Origin of the sequence: Methanobrevibacter millerae (assembly GCF_900103415.1) — an archaeon.
GTDB classification, from domain to species: domain Archaea; phylum Methanobacteriota; class Methanobacteria; order Methanobacteriales; family Methanobacteriaceae; genus Methanocatella; species Methanocatella millerae.
The window spans coordinates 56,695-75,176 of sequence record NZ_FMXB01000008.1; the positions used below are offsets into that span (position 1 = coordinate 56,695).

Genomic DNA, 18,482 nt, shown 5'->3' on the forward strand with positions numbered 1-18,482 from the left:
TTTCACACTTCCCTAAATTTAATATAGTTCGAAATATACATATAATAACTAACTGATTTTAAAAAAACCACGGCGATATTATGGATTATTTTGAAAGATTGGAAGCTGAAACACATGTATTATACGACATAGCTAATGAAGCACGTTCAAAAGGTTTGGATGTTGAAACGAAAACCGAAGTGCCATTGGCAAAGGATTTAGCTGAAAGGGTTGAAGGGCTTGTCGGTCCTGAAAACGTAGCTAAGCGTATAAAGAAATTAGAGGAAGATATGAGTAGGGAAGAAGTGGCCTTTGAAATAGCCGCCGAGATTGCCTCAGGCAAGTTCGAACTGATTGGCGAAAAGGCGGAATATGACGAGGAGCAAAGATGCGACCAAGGCCTAAGAACAGCTCTGGCCATCTTGACAGAAGGGGTTGTAGCCGCTCCTCTGGAAGGTATCTCCCAGGTTAAAATCAAGGACAATTTCGATTCAACAAAATATATCGCCGTTTACTTCGCAGGTCCTATCAGAAGCGCTGGAGGTACTGCTGCAGCACTTGCCGTTCTGTTGGGAGACAAGATTAGGCAAGCAATTAACATTGATGCATTCAAGCCGATTGAAGATGAGATTGAGCGTTACGTGGAGGAAGTTGAGCTTTACGAATCTGAAGTTACAAACCTCCAGTATTCACCGACACCGGAAGAGGTGAGGTTTGCGGCCAATCACATCCCCGTTGAGGTAACTGGCGAACAGACAGACCAGGTCGAGGTTTCACACAGGGATCTGGAACGTGTCGAGACGAACAACATCCGTGGAGGGGCGCTGCTCGCTATGGTTGAGGGAGTTATTCAGAAATCCAAAAAGATTCACAAGATTTCAAACAAGCTCGGTCTCAACTGGGAATGGCTTACGGAATATTCAAAGCCTAAAAAGGAGGAATCTTCAGAATCATCCGATGATTCAGACGTTGTAAGCGAACCAAAATACATTCAGGATATCATTGGCGGAAGACCCATTCTCGGATATCCTTCAGAAAAGGGTGGATTCAGGCTAAGATACGGCAGGTCAAGGAACACCGGGCTTGCCACAATGGGAGTCCATCCGGCAACAATGGCTCTTCTTGACTTCCTGGCCGTTGGAACGCAGCTTAAAATCGAATATCCTGGAAAAGGAAACTGCGTTGTTCCAGTCGATTCCATTGAAGGACCGACAGTCAAGCTTAAAAACGGCGATGTCGTAATCCTCAACAGCGTAAAGCAGGCCAGGGAACTTAAAAAGGACGTTGTGGAAATATTGTTCCTTGGAGACATGCTTGTCGCATTCGGGGAATTCTTAAGAAACAACCAGCCGCTTTATCCTTCAGGATGGTGTGAAGAATGGTGGATTGGGCTTTTAAAGGAAAGCGAGAACTACAGCGAAGATGACGATTTGGATTTGGGAAGGCTTGAATACGATTATCTATCAGCCAAGGAGGCCTTTGAGCTATCCAAGAAATACAACATTCCACTTCATCCCAAATACACTTACTGCTATGATGACGTGACGATTGAAGATTTGAATGCATTATATGACTTATTAATGGAATGCAAGGATACCTACAGCCTCAATGAAGGTATCAAATTGAAGATGTCCTACCCGAAAAGGACACTTGAAATCATAGGCGTTCCCCATATCGTGCGTGACAATCAAATAATAATTGATGCGGACAATTCATATGCGCTTCTTGCAACGCTGGTAGACAGGCTGCCTCAAAAAGAAACGACGATTGAAGCCTTAAACGAAATTTCCAATATCGAAATCAAGAACAAGGCTCCGGCATATATCGGCACCCGTGTAGGAAGACCTGAAAAATCAAAGGAAAGGCTGATGAAGCCTGCGCCACATGGACTATTTCCTATCGGACAGTACGGAGGAGCCCAAAGGCTTGTTGCAAACGCAGCCAAAAAGGGCACCATCAAAGTCGAGCTTTCAAGAAGGAAATGTACCAATCCGGACTGCAAGCTAATGTCTTTCAGCTCAATATGTCCAAACTGCGGTTCACCTACCGAAATGGGCAGGCCGGAACTTAAAAAGATCAATTTATCCTCAATGCTTAAGAAGGCATCAGATAACGTCGGCGTAAGAAAAGTCGACAAGGTAAAGTGCGTTGTAGGTATGATTTCAGAGTCAAAGCTTCCTGAACCACTTGAAAAGGGAATATTAAGGGCTAAAAATGAAGTATTTACATTTAAGGACGGAACAGTTCGCCATGACTCCACAGACTTGCCGCTGACCCATTTCATTCCTAAGGAAATCGGAGTAAGCGTTGAAAAGCTCCTGGAAATGGGCTATGAAAAGGACTGCTATGGAAATCCTATCGAAAATGAAAATCAAATTATAGAGCTTAGGGTACAGGACGTCGTCATTTCAGACAACTGTGCCGAATACCTCGTGAACACTTCACATTTCATTGACGATGAGCTGAGCAAATTCTACGGAATGGACACATTCTATAACGTAAAGACAAAAGAGGATTTGATTGGACATCTGATTGCGGGACTGGCTCCCCACACGTCTGCAGGAGTTCTGGGCCGCATAGTCGGATTCACAAAGGCGTTAGGATGTTACGCTCACCCGTACTTCCACTCCGCAAAGCGTAGAAACTGTGACAGTGACGAAGATGCCGTAATGCTGCTTCTGGACGCATTAATTAACTTCTCAAAAACTTACCTTCCGAATACGAGAGGGGGAAGTATGGATGCTCCGCTGGTTCTGTCCACAAGAATCGATCCAGAAGAGATAGATGACGAATCCCACAACCTTGATATCTATGACAGGTTCCCTGTTGAATTTTATGACAGGACAAAGGATCCTTTAAAGCCTGCAGAGGTTCTGGATTTGATTGACAACGTTGAAATGCATCTTGGAACGCCGCAGCAGTATGAGGGACTGATGTTTTCACACCACACCTCAAGCATTCACGCAGGGCCTACAGTATGCCTTTATAAAAGATTGCCGTCAATGAAGGAAAAGGTTGAGGCACAGATTGAGCTTGCAGAAAAGATTCGTGCCGTAGACCAAAGGGGAGTCGTTGAAAAGGTATTGTCTTCCCACTTTTTACCTGACATCATGGGAAATTCAAGGGCATTTTCCAAGCAGAAGGTAAGATGCACAAAATGCAATTCCAAGTACAGGAGAATACCGCTGACCGGAAAATGTACAAAATGCGGAGGAAACCTGATTCTTTCAGTTTCCAAGGGATCCGTTCAAAAGTATCTTGGAATATCTCAGGACCTTGTTAACAGGTATCCTGTGTCACCATATTTAAAACAGCGTTTGGAAATTCAGGAATTTGGTATAAATTCACTGTTTGAAAGTGATAAATCAAAACAAAGCTCTTTAGATTTATTCTTCTAAAGAGTTTTAACCGATTAGTTATCACGCGCTCTAGGAAAAATCTGATATTTATTAATAAGAATAATTAAGAGCAGATGACATTATAGTTCATGTTCACAGCCCAAGTATTTATATATAAAAATTTGTTCGTATGTATACGAACAAAATATATACAAGTACTGACTAATAGTATAATCAAGTGATTAGTAGTAGATAGCTTGCTCTATCAACTTTTTTTACTAATCTAAACTAAATGGAAAATGGTGTGTTAAATGGAAAAAAGTTCAGAAATTGCAAATAATTTAAATAAATCCGTTAAAATTAATGTAGAGAAGAATAACGGAATTAAAGAAAGATTTAGTTATGAAAAATTAATGAAGTCATTGGTAATGGTAGAAACCCCATTCTTTGAATCTGATAAAATCGTGGCAACTGTCGTATCCCAATTATACGATGGAATCACTACAAAGGAAATCAAAAAAATCGTTTACGAATGTTTAGAAGACATCGATAGTGAAATCGCAAACAAATACCTTGCAAGTACCCAATTGAAGGTACGTACTTCAAGAGACACTATTGAAGCATTCGACTTATCCAAAATTGCCAATACGTTAATTGAGGAAACCGGCGCAAGTCAGGAAACCGCATTCGAAATAGCTACAGAAACCTGGAAAGAGCTCAAGAAGTTAAACGTCGAATACCTGACCGCTCCAATGATCAGGGAAATAGTCAACACAAAACTGGTTGAATACGGACTTGAAGACTTAAGAAGCCGTTACACCCGTTTAGGTATCCCTGTTTACAACATTACCTCATTAATCGAAAACGGTAACAGGGACAACGCAAACATGATTCACAACCCGGAAAGTATCCACAAACATGTGGCAGATGAAGCATTAAAACAATACGCATTACTTAAAATGCTTCCGGCAAGCCTTGCTGACGCGCACATGTCCGGGGACATTCACATTCACGATTTGGAATTCTTCGCAGGAAGGCCTTTAAACTGTATGCAGCATGATATAAGGACATTCATCAAATACGGCCTTAAAGTGGACGGTACAGGTGACCACACCTCAATTGCAGGTGCTCCAAACCACATGGAAACATTAATGAACCATACCGGCGAAATCATGCTTGCAGCTCAACAGAACATGTCCGGAGGACAGGGAATGTCACTCTGGAACGTATTTGTAGCTCCGTTTGCAAGAGGAAGAAGCTACGATGAAATCAAGCAGTCCGTACAAATGCTCGTTTACAACCTCAACATGGCTTACGCAGCACGTGGATCACAGGTACCGTTTACAAGCATGGCACTTGAATTCGGAGTTCCAAACTTCCTTAAAGACGAAACCGCTTACGGACCAAAAGGAAAAGTAGTCGGAACCTACGGAGATTACGAAGAGGAAACCAGATTGATTCAAAGAGCATTCACCGAAACCCTGCTTGAAGGAGACAACGAAGGAAAACCTCACTTATTCCCTAATACCATTTACACATTACGTGAAGAAACAATGACCAGCGAATATGAAGAAGATATCCGCTTAGTCCACGAATTGTCTGCAAAATACGGTTCATCATACTTCGTAAACATGCTTGCAGGATACAGGGGAGAAATGGCCAACTACATGGGCTGCAGAACCTGTTTACAAGATAACTGGACCGGCGACTGGGACCAGGACTGTTTAAGAACCGGTAACCTCGCTTACGTAACCTTAAACCTTCCAAGAATCGGATACCAGTCCAAAGACGAAACCCAGGTATTCGAATACTTAGACGAATACATGGACCTTGCTACCGAAACATTAATGCTTAGAAGGGAACAGGGTTTAAAATGTCTAAACGACTTCCACATATTACCGTTCTTAAAGCAGAAAGTGGCTGAAGACTCCTACTACAGAATCCAAAACTCAACCTTATCATTCGGTTTTGTCGGACTTAACGAAATGTTACTGTCATTATTCGGCGAAGGAATCGAAAACCCAGACGCCAACAAGTTCGGTATCAAATGTCTTGAATACATAAATGAAAGGGCAAATCAATTGAAAGATGAAACCGGACTCAGGTGGTCAGTACTGCAAACACCTGCAGAATCCACAGCTTACAGATTTGCAACTCTCGATAAAAAACAGTTCGGAGACGAAGCTATCGTACAGGGAGACGGAAACGCAAACTACTACACAAACTCCTCCCACGTGCCTGTAGACACTTCCGCATCATTAATCGAAAAAATCAAGATAGAAGAGCAATACCATCCATTAACCCCTGGTGGACACATCTTCCACGCATTCATGGGTGAATCATACTCAGATCCTGATTCATTAATGAGCTTAACCAATAAAATCGCAAGAAAATCCGATATCGGTTTCTGGGCTTACAGTTCAGCATTAAGCTTCTGTTTAAAATGCAAAACCTTAATGAAAGGACTCAACCACGTTTGCCCAACCTGCGGTGAAAGCGAAGATGTGGAATGGTATGACAGAATTACCGGCTACGTACAGCAAGTCGGACGTGCAAAATCCGCATCCGGAGGCTGGAACCCTGGTAAACGTCAGGAACTTATTGACAGAAGAAGATTTGAACAATAGCTAACATTCGTTAGTTATTTTTCACACCATTTTTTTAACACACACGTTAATTATCACCACAAAAAACATCAAAAAACAAAAGTATATTAATATCTTTGAATATAAATTATACTATTATCATATCACTGATGATAAAATTATTTTCACACTCTATGTTACTAGTATCATATGGGCTTTTTCGATACTAGGTAGCTGATAACATAGATTTAATTAATACCCAGTGCATTAAATAAATCGAGGTAATAAAATGCAAAGATCAAGAGGATTTAAAAGCAGATCAAGAAAAAAATTAACTAAAGTTGAAAGAAAAGGAAGAACCAACCCTATTACAAACAGATTCCAAAGATTTGAAGAAGGGGATTTAGTTCACATTATCATTAATCCAAGTATTCAAAAAGGTCAACCACACTCAAGATTCCACGGTAAAACCGGTAAAATCGTTGGAACCAAAGGTAAAGCATACTTAGTAGCTTTAAAAGAAGGAAACAAAGCTAAAGAATTAATTATCAGACCTGACCACTTAAAATTACAAGCATGATTTAAATGATTGGTAAAAACGTCATTAAAAAAGAGGAAATTCCTGGAGTCACAGTCAAAGAGACTCTTGAAGAATTTTCCCAGGAATATGAACTAAACTACGAGCAAAACGTGACTCTAAACCATCTTGCAAGGTTTCCAAGATATTCTGCCGAAGATACAGAAAAAATCATTGCGGAACTTCAAAGCGAGCTTGGCTTAAGGCACAAGGTTGCTGTTCATATTGTTGATTTAATTCCAAAAGACATTGATGATTTAAGATTGATTTTCGCAAAGGAACCTATTCAAATCAATAAAGAGGAAATGGAGAAGATTCTGGATATCTTAAATCAGTATTTCGTTGATGAATAGTTTTTTTACTATTCACTTTTTAACTTTTTTTTAACGCTATTTTTAGATATATTTATTACTTATTAAACATTAAAAATAATTATAGATTTTTAAATTAGTGAAGTGATATTATGGATAAGAGAAATAAAAACAAAAAAAATCCACCTCAAAAAACTGAGGACTATGCAGTCGTACTAGATTACCTTAGTTTAGGATATGTACAATCTGATATGTCAAAGTTTAAAGGAAAAGCTATTGCTCAAGCTATTGGTACCGATTACTTCACTTTACTTGAATTAGCTCCAAAAAACGGAGTTGATTTGGAAATTCAAGACACCGTATATATTGGAAAAGGAAAAAGAGACAAGATCTACAGGGTTTTAGGAAAATTGGACTTTGAAAACCTGACCGCTACCAGTAGAATAGAACTCGAATACGCCATTAAGGACATTATCATCTCAAGAGAAGATGAATTCGTTGACTTTTTCAATACTGCAGGTCCTGTTAATACAAGATTACATAAATTAGAATTAATTCCTGGAATTGGTAAGAAATACATGTGGGAAATTATCGAGGAACGAAAGAAAAAAGAATTTGAAAGTTTTGAAGATATAAGCGAAAGAGTCCCATCCTTATCTGATCCTGTCGGAATGCTCGTAAACCGTGTAAAGCAAGAGCTGGATACGACAACGGTCAAAAAAGGCAAACAAAAATACTATTTATTCACTCCAATTCCTAGAAGCTCACAAAAGAGGAATAATAGGCGATAAGTGATAACTTGAATAGTAAAGGTAGCGAATCCCTATCTAAAACAACAAAGTCTATTCTGGATAAGCATGGAATACGTTTGAACAAGAATTTAGGACAGAACTATCTGATTGATGAAAACAAGCGCAACCAAATAATCAGCTTCGCCAATGTCAATGAAGACGATGTTGTTTTGGAAATCGGTTCCGGAATCGGTACACTTACAATAGAACTGGCCAAAAGGGCTAAAAAGGTAATAGCTATCGAACAGGATTCAAATATTTGCGAAATATTGAATCAGCGTTTGAAAAAACAAAAAATTGATAATGTAGAGTTGATTAATGACGATGCATTGAAGATTGAATTTCCAAAATTCAACAAGATTGTCTCCAATCTACCTTATCAAATATCATCACCTATCACATTCAAATTTTTAGATTATGATTTCGATTTAGCCGTATTAATGTATCAGAAGGAGTTCGCATTAAGGATGAACGGCGAAGTCGGAAGTAAAAATTACTCAAGGCTTTCTGCAATGCTTTACTTTAAATGTGACGTGAAGCATTTAACCGACGTGAGCTGCGAGAGCTTTATTCCAAAGCCCAAAGTGGATTCTACAGTAATAGGCCTTACCCCGAAAGAGATTACTTTAACCGACGAGGAATTTGAGACTTATTCGAAATTCACCAAAGCGTTATTCCAGCATAAAAATAAAAAGATTAAAAACGCTTTAATCGATTCAAGGCATATCATTTGCAATCTAGATAAAAAAGAGATAAAATCCAGATTCAATGATATCGAAAATGAGAAATTAGAAAAATATTTGACAAAAAGGGTTATCGTGCTGAGCCCTGAAGAGATTTTATATATTTCAAAGGAACTTAACCCTATTTTTAACGATTAACATGACTTTTAAAATCAATACACACGAAAACGTTTACATTCCGGCTGAAGACAGCTACCTGCTTGCTGAAAACTTAGAAATTAAGCAAGGCCAAAGCTTTCTGGAAATCGGAACGGGCTCCGGAATAGTTGCAATGTACGCTTCAAAACTGACAGATAAGGTAACGGCCACCGACATTAATTTTGATGCCGTCACACTGGCTGAGGAAAATTTCAAGGCCAACGGAATCGACAACATTGAACTGCTCTTTGGAAATCTCTTTGAGCCCGTGAAAAATAGAAAGTTTGATGTAATTGTATTCAATACTCCATATCTACCTACCGAAGAAGGTGATGTTATTGAAGACAATTTAAATTATGCATTTGACGGTGGATTAAATGGTAGGAAAGTTATCGATCTTTTTTTAAATGAAGTGAAAAATCATTTAAATGAGGGTGGAATTGTGCAGCTGATTCAGTCTTCATTATCTGACAATGATGAAACATTAAACAGGCTGGATGAACTGGGGTTCATAGCTGAAATTGCAAAAAAAGAACATTATTTCTTTGAAGATATAGTATTGATAAACGGATATTTGATATAAGCGGTGAATAAAAATGGAACAATGGAAAATGTCAATTTTAACGGGAATCGCACTGGTAATTCTGGGAGTAGTATTCATTATACTCAAAGGACACATTAGTATTTGGCTGGCGATAGTAATCCTATTGGGAGTAATCGATGTTGGATTTGGAGTTTATATAAAAAATAGATAGTGAGGAGAATGCTTAGAATTCTCCATCAAAAACAAGCTCTGCGGGTCCTTCCATGAAGGCTCCCAATTCGTCACCCTCTTCATAGACGGTGAAGTTCAAGTCACCTCCAGGCAAATGAAGAAGAATATTATCAGCGAAAAGTCCCTGTTTATATCCGGAAATTGCTGTGGACGTTGCGCCCGTACCGCATGCAAGGGTAACACCTGCTCCGCGCTCCCAAGTAATCATTTTTCCTTCGTTTTCGCTTATGACTTCAACAAAGTGAACGTTGATCTTTTCTGGAAATACTTCATGCGCTTCGATGGCCGGACCGTATTTGTTAATGTCAACGGCATCCACATCATCTACGAAAATGATTGCGTGAGGATTTCCGACGCTTATGGCCGTTAAATTGAATGTTGTATCCAATACTTCAAGTTCGCCGTCGATGAATTCCTCTTTATCAGAGGTCATAGGTATTTCAGGAGTCTTGAATGTTGATGTGCCCATGTCCACTTTGAATAATACAGGTTCATCGCCGTCTAAAGTAATTTCAATGGTTTTGATTCCTGCTCTGGTTTCAACGGTCATCTTTTCCTGTTTTAAGATGCCTTTTCTGTAGACAAAGTCACCGAAGCATCTGATACCATTACCGCACATTTCAGCTTCGCTTCCGTCAGGGTTGAACATCCTGTAACCGATATCTGCAACGTCAGAGGGTTCTACAAAAAGAACACCGTCACCGCCGACACCGAAGTTTCTGTGGCATAATATTCTGCATGCTTCCGGTTTGTCAGATTCGGGAATGACTTCCCCTTTTGATTCGTCGATTATAGGGAAATCGTTTCCGATACCGTGCATTTTAGAAAATTTTAATCCTTTTAAATCTACCATAATATCAACTTTATTTTAAATGATCAGGAATTATTTGTTTATCCAATAAATCTTCAAAGTTTTGTCTTTCACGTACTAAACTGCATTTTCCGTCAGTTACCAATACTTCTGAAGTTAACGGTCTTGAATTGTAGTTTGAAGACATTGTAAAACCGTATGCTCCGGCATTCAATATACCTAAGACATCGCCTTCTTCAACGTCCGGCATTGGCCTGTCACGTGCAAAGAGGTCTCCGGATTCGCATACGTTACCTGCAATGTCAACATCTTGGGTATTAGGAGCGTCCATTTTGCTTGCATCAACGATATGGTGGTATGAATCATACATTGCCGGCCTTAAAAGGGTGTGGAAACCTGCATCTACGCCGATGAATTTTCTGTAGCTTTGTTTCAGGCTGTTTACGGTTACTAAAAGAACGCTTGCATCTCCGACCAGGTATCTTCCAGGTTCAAGATACATTGTAGGTGAAGCCATGTCATACTCTTCTATTTTTTCTTTGAATAATCCTACGTTGACTTCAGCAAATTTATCGAGATCAACGATGTTTTCTTCCGGAGTGTATGGGATTCCGACACCGCCTCCGAAATCAACGAATTCAAAGTCAATTCCGGTTTCCTGGTGCACTTTTCCTGCAATGTCCATTGTTGACTCGATTGCCAATTTGAACGGTTCCGGATCTAGAATTCCTGAACCTATGTGGGAATGCATACCGATTGGGTTGAATCCAAGTTCTTTAGCTAAGGTATAAACTTCAACGGCCTCATTGTCCATAATACCGAATTTACTCATTACTCCCCCGGTAATACAGTGGTCGTGGTGTCCCGCACCGACCATTGGGTTTACTCTGAATGAGATTTTCAATCCTTCAGGGTCTACGATTTTGGCAAGTCTTTTGAGCGCTGAGACTGAATCGATGTTTAAGACTACACCTTCATCATGGACAAATTTCAATTCGTCGTTTGTGATGTTGTTACCGGTAAAGAGGATTCTGCTTCCGTCGAAGCCCACTTTTTTGGCAATGTAGACTTCACCCGGTGAAACCGCATCAATTGAACAACCTTCGCTTTCCAAAATTTTCATTACAGCGAGGTTGGTATTGGCTTTACATGCATAAAACACTTTGAAATCAGGATAGTATTTGGTAAATGCATTGTAAAATCTGTTGTAATTGTCCCTTATCCTATTTTCATCAATAACATAGGTTGGAGTTCCAAATTCTTCTGCAATATCTACTGCATCTGCTCCACCGATATCAAGGTGGTTTTTATCATTGACTTTTATATTTAAATCCATAATTTAAACTCCTAAAAAAGTTGCATTATGTATTTAGTTATATGGTGAATACTATTTAATAGTATTGAAGGAAATGGCTTTGCCAACGATTTTATTAATTGATTCAGATAAATAGATTAACAGGTGAATTAAATGGAAAAACCATATGGACTTACAATGCGAGGCGTGGTTAAAAACAGTAAAGGTGAGATTCTGGTTTTGAGAAGGCATCCCAAATCAAAAACGAATCCCCACAAGTGGGAGCTTCCCGGCGGGAAAATAGAAAAGGGCGAGTTCTTTGATGAGGCATTTATTCGTGAAATTAAGGAAGAAACTGCGCTGGACGTGAAGGTTGGAGATTTCTGTGAAGCCGTACAGGACGATTATCCCCACAAAAGGACAGTTCAGCTGATAATGTATGCTGAAAATATTGAAGGTGAGGTGAAAATCAGCGATGAGCATGACAACTGGATGTGGGCAGCTATTGATGAGATTAAAAGCCTTGATATAACGTCATCTCTTGAAAAGATAATAGAAAAAAAGAATTTTGAAATTTAAACGATTTTTGGGAAAAAAAGAATAATGGGATTAAACCCAAAATTATTCCTTATTATCCTTGAACAATTCAGATATTCCGGCAACTGAACCTAAAACACCGCTTGATTCAAGAGGCAGGAATATTTTGGAAGCCTTACCATCTGCAATCTTTTCTAAAGACTCCAGATACTTGATAGCTATCAGACCGTCATCGGGATTTCCTTCATGAATGGCATTGTAAACCTTTTCAATAGCTATCGCTTCCCCTTCAGCACGTAAAATTGATGCCTGCTTGTCCGCTTCGGCTTTCTTTTTAATGGCTTCCGCTGTAGCTTCAGCTTCAAGAATGGTTGCCTGCTTATCCCCTTCGGACTTTTTGATTTCGGATTGCTTGTAACCTTCAGCCTCAAGTATGGATGCCCTTTTCATCCTTTCAGCCTTCATCTGCTTACTCATGGCTTCAACGATATCCTGAGGAGGTTCGATTTTTTGAATTTCAACACGGACAACCTTGCTTCCCCATTTGTCGGTTGCAACGTCGAGAACTTCACGCAATTCGGTGTTGATCATTTCACGGGAAGTCAATGTCTCATCGAGCTCCAAATCCCCTATGATGTTTCTCAGATTTGTCTGGGCGAGCTTGGTTATCGCCTGATAGAAATTGACAACATTATACGTTGCGTTAAATGCATCCACTACCTCGTAAAAGATTACGCAGTCAACGACAACTACGGTGTTGTCCTTTGTAATAACTTCCTGAGGCGGCACATCAACTACCTGCTCCCTCAAATCGACCTTGACGATTTTTTCTATAAACGGAATCAGAAGAACAATCCCGCTATCAGCAGTACGGTTGTATTTACCCAGCCTTTCGATTACTCCCTTCTCATAAGGCCTCAGTATCTTTACTGACTTAAGACCGAAAATCACTAAAACAATAATTATCAGTAACAATTCAAATAACATTTAATCAATCCTCCTTTTCAATAATTAAAATAATGCTATTGATGCCTACGACTTTTACTATATCTCCAACTTCAATTGAATCGTTGGAATGTGCTGACCATTCTTCACCCTCTACACGGACTATGAAAGTATTCTTGTCTGTTTTTTTGAATACTTCAGCCTTTTTACCTATAAGGCGGTCTGCCATGACCTTCCTGTCATTAACGGGATGCAGAGAGTCTGAAAATTTCCTCGTCGCTAAAATCAGCACGGCTGCAACTGCAATGAAGCCAATAATCTGCACATTCAAATCAAACCCGAAATAGTTTAAAATGGCTGATGCAAGCGAAGCTGCACTGAAACATATTAAAACGAATGTATTAGTCATCAATTCAAAAATGACAAACATTATAGCTATGAAAATCCAAATCATGACATCCATTTAAATCACACTTTAAATTTAATACATTATTAATTGAATTTATGCATATTTAAAGCTTTTGCATTTGAAAAAAAATTAGAAAAAAACTTTAGAGTGTTTCATCTAAAGCTTTAACGAACTGGTCGATTTCTTCTTTGGTAATGATTAAAGGCGGTACGAATCTTAAGACCTTATCTGCGGTACAGTTGATTAAAAATCCTTTTTCACGGAGTTTGTCAACGTATTTGGCGCCAGGTTCGGTTAATTCCAGACCTACCATAAGTCCTTTGCCCCTTACATCAGCAATTACTTCCTTATCAAGCTTTTTAAGTTCACTGATAAAGTAATCCCCGACTTCATTTACATTATCCAAAATATTTTCCTCTTCAAATGCATCTAAAATCGCATTTGCAGCTGCACAGACCAATGGTCCTCCACCGAAGGTTGTTCCATGATCACCAGGAACGAAAGCGCCGGCTACCTTTTCAGTTGCAAGGATTGCTCCCATAGGCACTCCTCCGCCGATTCCCTTAGCCATTGTCATTATGTCAGGCTTAACGTCAAAGAGCTCATGAGCGAATAATTTTCCACATCTTCCAAAGCCCGTTTGAACCTCATCGACAATGAATACGATGTCCTTTTCATGACAGATTTTCTCGATTTCCTTCAGGTATTCGATATCCGGAACGTTAACGCCGCCTTCACCCTGAATAGGTTCGACGATGATTGCAGCGGTGTTTTCGGTAATCGCTTCCTTAATGGCTTCAATGTCATTGTAAGGGACATTAATGAATCCCTGTGGCATGACTGCCTTGAAAGGTTCGTGATATTCCTCATGGCCTGTTGCGGCAAGAGTCATTATCGTTCTTCCATGGAATGAATCGACTGTTGATATTACTTCGCTTTTGCCTGTGTATTTGACAGCTAATTTTATGGCTCCTTCATTTGCTTCAGCGCCGCTGTTTGCATAAAATATTCTGTCAAAGCTGGTTAAGTCCACCAGTCTTTTGGCATAAATCAATGCAGGCTCATTGTAATAGATGCTTGAAACGTGAATGAGCTTTTTAGCCTGGTCTTGAATTGCCTTAACTAATTTAGGGTGATTGTGGCCCAATGCGTTAACTGCAATTCCTGCAAACATGTCAATGTATTCATTTCCGTCAATATCAGTGACTTTAACCCCTTCACCATGATCCAAAATGACAGGTTGTCTTGTGAAAGTGTTAATGAAATAATCGTCTTCAATCTTAATTAATTCTTGAGTATTCATAATAATCATTAATAATTTTTATAAATAATGATATTTAAAATATACAATAAAAGGTGATTAAATGAAAGTCGCAATAATTGAAACTGATAAAGGCAATATTGAATTGGAATTATTCCCGAATGAAGCACCGGGCACTGTAGCCAACTTTGAAAAGCTTGCAAATGAAGGATTCTACGACGGATTGACATTCCACAGAGTAATACCTGACTTTGTAATTCAGGGCGGATGTCCAGTCGGAAACGGTACCGGCGGACCGGGATACACCATCAAATGTGAAACTGAAGGAAACCCTCACAAGCACGGAACCGGCGCATTGTCCATGGCACATGCCGGAAAAGACACCGGAGGAAGCCAATTCTTCATTACACACTCCCCGCAACCTCACTTAGATGGAGTGCACACCGTTTTCGGCCAGGTAATTAAAGGCCAGGACGTGGTTAATGCAATCCAGCAAGGGGACAAAATGAATAAAGTTTACATTGAAGAAAGGTAATTTTTTACTTTTTTACCTTTCACCTTTTATTAACTGTCACGAGGAATTTAAATGCTCAGCGAGCTATATAAATCACTAGTCAGACTTAATTCCCACAAGTGAAGCGAAAACGGATGCCAAGCATAACCCTACACAGATTAAGCAGGTTATCTGACAGGAATAAATCAGCAGAGGATAATACTCTTCAACAATCGGAACGTTTCCCATTACAAAGGCAAACACCAGAGTCAATATTCCGATACTCATCGCCTGGCCGACCGTACGCATTGTTGAAACGGCTGCTGAGGCTACGGAAGTGTCTTTCGGCGGAACTGAACTCATTATAACGTTCGTATTCGGAGGTGAAAAGAGTCCGAATCCAACGCCGTAAAGCACCATTGACACTACAAGATATTCAAGGGATGTTTCATAGCCCAAAAAGGAGAACAGTATAAGTGAAACCGTACCCAGTGACATTCCAATGGCTGCCAGAATCTGTGGGACGTACCTGTCAGACAGTCTTCCTGCAATCGGTGCAAGCACTACCTGACATAAGGGCGCAACAAGAAGAATTATCCCGGCATACTGTGAATCAAAGCCTTTGATATACTGCAGATGATAGTTTAAAATCGTTGTTACTGCAAAAGTGGCCAGATAGGCACACAGTGAAGCGAAATTAGAAGATAGGAACTTGCGGTTTTTAAAAAACCTTATGTCGAATACCGGATGGCTTTGTTTCAGCTCTATCATTCCAAAAATTACAAGGATTATAATACCCAAAACGGTTAATATGACTCCCAACAAGGTATTAAGTATCGTAAAGCCATACATGAACAGTACCATTCCGATTCCATATGATAAAGACCCTTTTATGTCTAAAGGAATGTTTTCAAAGGTGATCCATTCATCATCGATTTTTGTTAAAAGCAGAGCCAGAATCACAAAGAGGAACGGAACTCCGAATAAAACCACGAATCTCCAGCCTAACTGATAATTAATGATTCCTCCAAGAACCGGAGATAGAGATAAACCGATGTAGACTCCGGTGATGTTGATTCCCAGTGCCTTTCCGCGCTCTTCAGGCCTGAAGGCAGATACAACCATAGCCATAGAAGTGACGTTAATGAATGACAATGATATTCCCAAAATGAAACGGCACGCCAAAAACTCTTCAGAAGAAGTAACCAGGACATTTACAATAGAAATTATGATAAAAAGAATGATGCTTAGAATTGTTACCTTTTTAAGTCCGTATTTTGCCGAAATCTGTCCTGCAGGAACGGACATTACAGCAACAACTAAAAGAAAGATAATTGTAATCCAGTTCTGGACGATGTTGCTCATGTGAAATTCACTGGCTATTGACGGAATTACAACCATGACTGCATTAACCGCAAAAACCGTAAAAAAGGACAATACCGTACAAATCAATAGGATTAAATTTTTCTTTTCCATTGAGTTAATTTATATGAAAAAAATTATTTTAACTTTTCCATCAGGCCTGATTTGCGTGCATAATGGAACATGTACAGCTGGACATATCCTGCATAATCGCCAAATTCTTCCATTCCGAATTCCCTTACCTTTTCGACCTTTATGTCCTTTCCACCGAAGTATAAATGGGACACTATGCGTTTTATCCACACATCACTTGGAAAAGCCTCTTTAAAACCGAATCCGTAAAGGAGTATGCAGTCTGCCACCTTAGGTCCGACGCCGGGCACTTTTAAAACAGTTTCAAATGCCTCGTCATAAGACATTTTAGGAATTTCCGAAAGGTCTATTTCAAGTGAAAAAATTTCACTTGCCTTTCTCATGTATTCTGCCCTGTATCCTACTCCGCAGCACTTAAGGTTGTTGTCATTGACACATCCGCACTTTGAAAGCTCATCTTCGTCATCCAAGTAAATTTTTTGCAAAGTTTCGATATCAGGAAAAGTATAGTAATCGTTGAAATTTCGACCCCATTTCATTTTCATATCGCTTATGGACCTTGTCCAGCGCTTTATTGAATTGTTGGCTGAGCATATTGAAGATATTATGCATTCGAATGGGTCTTTTGCCTGAAAAAGCCTTAATCCGTTGCAGAACTTTGACATTTCCCTTAACTCATCATGACCGTCAAGGTAATCATAAAACCTAGGCAAATCAAAGTCCAGATCATAGATTTTTTTGACATTCTCTAAAGCTGCCTTTTCAGTTGCATTTCCAGTGTAAGTGAAATCCAGAAAATCATCGCTTTGCCTGACACTGAAAATAGAATATTCGCCGTCTACACAAACCACATCGGTGAAAACATTATCCTTACAAATCCATGGAGGCTGTGAAGTCTGACCGGAAATCTGGGTTAATTCTAAGTCAATTGGAGCTTTGATTATCATAATCTGACTGCCACGTTATTGTCTTTCAAGTATTTTTTAACTTCGCCGATTGAATACTGGTTGAAATGGAAAATACTGGCTGCTAGAGCCGCTGAAACGTCTGTCTTTTCAAATACGTCAAGAATGTCTTTAGGCTCGCCGACGCCTCCGCTTGCAATAACCGGAATGTCAACCGCATCATTAATCGCCTTGTTCAATTCAATGTCATATCCCGCCTGGGTTCCGTCGCCGTCCATACTGGTCAAAAGGATTTCTCCGGCTCCACGGTCCTGACACTCGCATGCCCATGCAATCGCATCAATTCCCGTGAATTCACGTCCGCCGTAGATGCTTGAGTCAAACCAGCAGTATCCCTTTTCGGTTTCTATGACTATTTTGTCTTTAGCGTCATCGGGATGGTCAACATACCTTCTTTTGGCATCGATTCCTATGACTACGGCCTGTGAACCTACAACCTTAGAAGCCTCAGTTAATAACTCGGGGTTTTTGATGGCTGCGGTGTTCGTTGAGCATTTGTCCGCTCCGGCCTTAAGCATCTTGATGTAGTCATCGACTTTCCTGATTCCTCCGCCGACGCAAATAGGCATGAATACGTTTTCGGTGAGCCTGTCGATAACATCAGCCATTGTGGCACGCCTTTCATGGGATGCAGTAATGTCTAAAACGACAACCTCGTCTGCCCCTTCCTCATAGTAGCGGGTTGCAAGCTCTACAGGGTTTCCTGCATACTTGATTTCCTTAAATTCAACGCCCTTTACAACCCTTCCCTCGGGAACCTGCAAATCACAGTCCAGACATGGAATAATTCTTTTGGTCAACATAACAATCAAATAGAAAAAAAGTAGTTATTGTTTTTAAAAACAATATGATTAAGCTGAGAATCTTAAAACGAAACAGAATATAGCTAAAATAATAGTTAAAACTACAACGTGCTCTGGAGAAAGTTTTGGACCTACACTTTCTTCATCAAAATACCTTACCAAACCAGCACCAGTTTGAGGCATTGAAATCTTATTATCTTTTTTTGCCATAATATCTCCTTTCAATTAATTTATTAAAATAACTGTTATTAATTATTTTTTTCATAGTATAT

Annotated in this window: 19 protein-coding genes; 10 read left to right on the forward strand and 9 right to left on the reverse strand. The window is 39.7% G+C overall.

Features of this window, described 5'->3' with window-relative positions:
- The first annotated feature begins 80 nt into the window (after positions 1-80).
- The 8 genes from polC to F3G70_RS12045 all read left to right on the forward strand — a co-directional run bounded on the left by polC (position 81) and on the right by F3G70_RS12045 (position 9,217).
- Positions 81-3,377, forward strand: coding sequence for a DNA polymerase II large subunit (polC, locus tag F3G70_RS05915; protein WP_149731778.1), 3,297 nt, complete (start codon positions 81-83; stop codon positions 3,375-3,377).
- A gap of 251 nt (positions 3,378-3,628) precedes the next feature.
- Positions 3,629-5,944, forward strand: a complete 2,316-nt coding sequence (gene nrdD / locus F3G70_RS05920; RefSeq protein WP_149731779.1) for an anaerobic ribonucleoside-triphosphate reductase — start codon at positions 3,629-3,631, stop codon at positions 5,942-5,944.
- A gap of 247 nt (positions 5,945-6,191) precedes the next feature.
- Complete coding sequence (locus tag F3G70_RS05925; protein ID WP_149731780.1) at positions 6,192-6,482, forward strand: 50S ribosomal protein L21e; 291 nt, start codon at positions 6,192-6,194, stop codon at positions 6,480-6,482.
- 5 nt (positions 6,483-6,487) lie between these two features.
- The gene (locus tag F3G70_RS05930) at positions 6,488-6,832 is read left to right on the forward strand and encodes an RNA polymerase Rpb4 family protein (protein ID WP_149731781.1); all 345 of its coding nucleotides are present in this window, start codon (positions 6,488-6,490) and stop codon (positions 6,830-6,832) included.
- 110 nt (positions 6,833-6,942) lie between these two features.
- The gene (locus tag F3G70_RS05935; RefSeq protein ID WP_149731782.1) at positions 6,943-7,581 is read left to right on the forward strand and encodes a DUF655 domain-containing protein; all 639 of its coding nucleotides are present in this window, start codon (positions 6,943-6,945) and stop codon (positions 7,579-7,581) included.
- Between the two features lie 8 nt (positions 7,582-7,589).
- Complete coding sequence (gene rsmA / locus F3G70_RS05940) at positions 7,590-8,462, forward strand: 16S rRNA (adenine(1518)-N(6)/adenine(1519)-N(6))-dimethyltransferase RsmA (RefSeq protein WP_149731783.1); 873 nt, start codon at positions 7,590-7,592, stop codon at positions 8,460-8,462.
- A 1-nt stretch (position 8,463) separates the two neighbouring features.
- On the forward strand, positions 8,464-9,045 hold the full coding sequence (locus F3G70_RS05945; RefSeq protein WP_149731784.1) for a HemK2/MTQ2 family protein methyltransferase: 582 nt from the start codon (positions 8,464-8,466) through the stop codon (positions 9,043-9,045).
- Positions 9,046-9,058: 13 nt separating this feature from the next.
- Entirely contained in the window at positions 9,059-9,217 is a 159-nt protein-coding gene (locus F3G70_RS12045; RefSeq protein ID WP_188118095.1) for a hypothetical protein, read from the forward strand.
- Between the two features lie 12 nt (positions 9,218-9,229).
- Here the strand turns inward: F3G70_RS12045 and dapF are convergent, their stop codons facing one another.
- A complete protein-coding gene (gene dapF / locus F3G70_RS05950; RefSeq protein ID WP_149731785.1) occupies positions 9,230-10,090 on the reverse strand; it encodes a diaminopimelate epimerase in 861 nt (286 codons plus the stop codon).
- Between the two features lie 10 nt (positions 10,091-10,100).
- The gene (lysA, locus tag F3G70_RS05955; RefSeq protein WP_149731786.1) at positions 10,101-11,384 is read right to left on the reverse strand and encodes a diaminopimelate decarboxylase; all 1,284 of its coding nucleotides are present in this window, start codon (positions 11,382-11,384) and stop codon (positions 10,101-10,103) included.
- Positions 11,385-11,516: 132 nt separating this feature from the next.
- On the opposite strand from lysA, the gene F3G70_RS05960 reads away from it, so the two are divergent.
- On the forward strand, positions 11,517-11,921 hold the full coding sequence (locus F3G70_RS05960; RefSeq protein WP_149731787.1) for an NUDIX hydrolase: 405 nt from the start codon (positions 11,517-11,519) through the stop codon (positions 11,919-11,921).
- A 42-nt stretch (positions 11,922-11,963) separates the two neighbouring features.
- Here the strand turns inward: F3G70_RS05960 and F3G70_RS05965 are convergent, their stop codons facing one another.
- The 3 genes from F3G70_RS05965 to F3G70_RS05975 all read right to left on the reverse strand — a co-directional run bounded on the left by F3G70_RS05965 (position 11,964) and on the right by F3G70_RS05975 (position 14,536).
- Positions 11,964-12,866 carry an SPFH domain-containing protein gene (locus F3G70_RS05965; protein ID WP_149731788.1) on the reverse strand — a complete coding sequence of 301 codons (903 nt, stop codon included), beginning with the start codon at positions 12,864-12,866 and terminating at the stop codon, positions 11,964-11,966.
- 4 nt (positions 12,867-12,870) lie between these two features.
- Positions 12,871-13,287, reverse strand: coding sequence for an NfeD family protein (locus F3G70_RS05970; protein ID WP_149731789.1), 417 nt, complete (start codon positions 13,285-13,287; stop codon positions 12,871-12,873).
- An 88-nt stretch (positions 13,288-13,375) separates the two neighbouring features.
- The gene (locus tag F3G70_RS05975) at positions 13,376-14,536 is read right to left on the reverse strand and encodes an acetylornithine transaminase (protein ID WP_149731790.1); all 1,161 of its coding nucleotides are present in this window, start codon (positions 14,534-14,536) and stop codon (positions 13,376-13,378) included.
- A gap of 61 nt (positions 14,537-14,597) precedes the next feature.
- On the opposite strand from F3G70_RS05975, the gene F3G70_RS05980 reads away from it, so the two are divergent.
- A complete protein-coding gene (locus F3G70_RS05980; RefSeq protein WP_149731791.1) occupies positions 14,598-15,029 on the forward strand; it encodes a peptidylprolyl isomerase in 432 nt (143 codons plus the stop codon).
- A gap of 75 nt (positions 15,030-15,104) precedes the next feature.
- Here F3G70_RS05980 and F3G70_RS05985 read toward each other — a convergent pair whose 3' ends face one another.
- Genes F3G70_RS05985 through F3G70_RS06000 form a run of 4 tightly spaced genes read right to left on the reverse strand, consistent with a single transcriptional unit; the run spans position 15,105 to position 18,420 of the window.
- Positions 15,105-16,463, reverse strand: a complete 1,359-nt coding sequence (locus tag F3G70_RS05985) for an MFS transporter (RefSeq protein WP_149731792.1) — start codon at positions 16,461-16,463, stop codon at positions 15,105-15,107.
- A gap of 23 nt (positions 16,464-16,486) precedes the next feature.
- Positions 16,487-17,389, reverse strand: a complete 903-nt coding sequence (locus F3G70_RS05990; RefSeq protein WP_149731793.1) for a DNA glycosylase — start codon at positions 17,387-17,389, stop codon at positions 16,487-16,489.
- On the reverse strand, positions 17,386-18,210 hold the full coding sequence (gene hisF, locus F3G70_RS05995; RefSeq protein ID WP_149731794.1) for an imidazole glycerol phosphate synthase subunit HisF: 825 nt from the start codon (positions 18,208-18,210) through the stop codon (positions 17,386-17,388). The genes F3G70_RS05990 and hisF overlap by 4 nt, the downstream gene beginning before the upstream one ends.
- 48 nt (positions 18,211-18,258) lie before the next feature.
- Positions 18,259-18,420: a preprotein translocase subunit Sec61beta gene (locus tag F3G70_RS06000; protein WP_149731795.1), complete on the reverse strand. Its 162-nt coding sequence runs from the start codon at positions 18,418-18,420 to the stop codon at positions 18,259-18,261.
- Between the last annotated feature and the right edge of the window lie 62 nt (positions 18,421-18,482).